Source organism: Acidaminobacter sp. JC074 (genome assembly GCF_022496765.1).
GTDB lineage: Bacteria > Bacillota > Clostridia > Peptostreptococcales > Acidaminobacteraceae > JABXKX01.
Genome location: NZ_VANV01000106.1, coordinates 1 through 573, shown reverse-complemented (window position 1 = coordinate 573; position 573 = coordinate 1). Strand labels below are relative to the sequence as shown.

At 30.8% G+C, this 573-nt stretch carries 1 protein-coding gene; it reads right to left on the bottom strand.

The window, feature by feature from the left end:
• The coding region (locus tag EZV73_RS28405; RefSeq protein ID WP_240843936.1) for a hypothetical protein at positions 1 to 573 on the bottom strand (573 nt) is incomplete at both ends.

Sequence of the window (573 nt, the reverse complement as noted above, 5' to 3'; positions counted from 1 at the left end):
TTTTTATTACATTACCATCAATTAAAATCTGATCCAATGATTCCTTAAATGTTAGGGCTGCTAAATTTGAAACACCTAAATCTATAGCCATCACTTCATTTGTCTTCCTTAATTTAGGTTTATGAATTTCATAAATTACTTTCACTTCATACTTGCCACCAGATAGTTTCTTTAATGTCGTAGACTTAATATTTTTATCTGACAAAAATAAACTGACTTCCTTTGGAAGATTAATCTCAATGCATCTCAAATTKTTCTCTTTTTTCATCACTTTACCAATAGACAGCAACATAGTCTCGTTCTTTAACCTAACAGCATTCTTCAAAAATGTTGGTGTCATCTGCCTGTTCTCGTGTTTATATCTGGGCATCGATGGCTTTTGATTGTTTTTAGGATCTTCCTTATACAAGTCTAACAAAGCGTAGAATGAAGACATATCTTTCATACACTGCTTTATTGCATGAATGTAAGTATGCGCTTGTAAATAACCACATCTATAATGATCTTTAAACTTATCATAAAACTGGTTCTGTGTAAGATAATTTTTTTGATGGTATTCATACAAAGTCATAT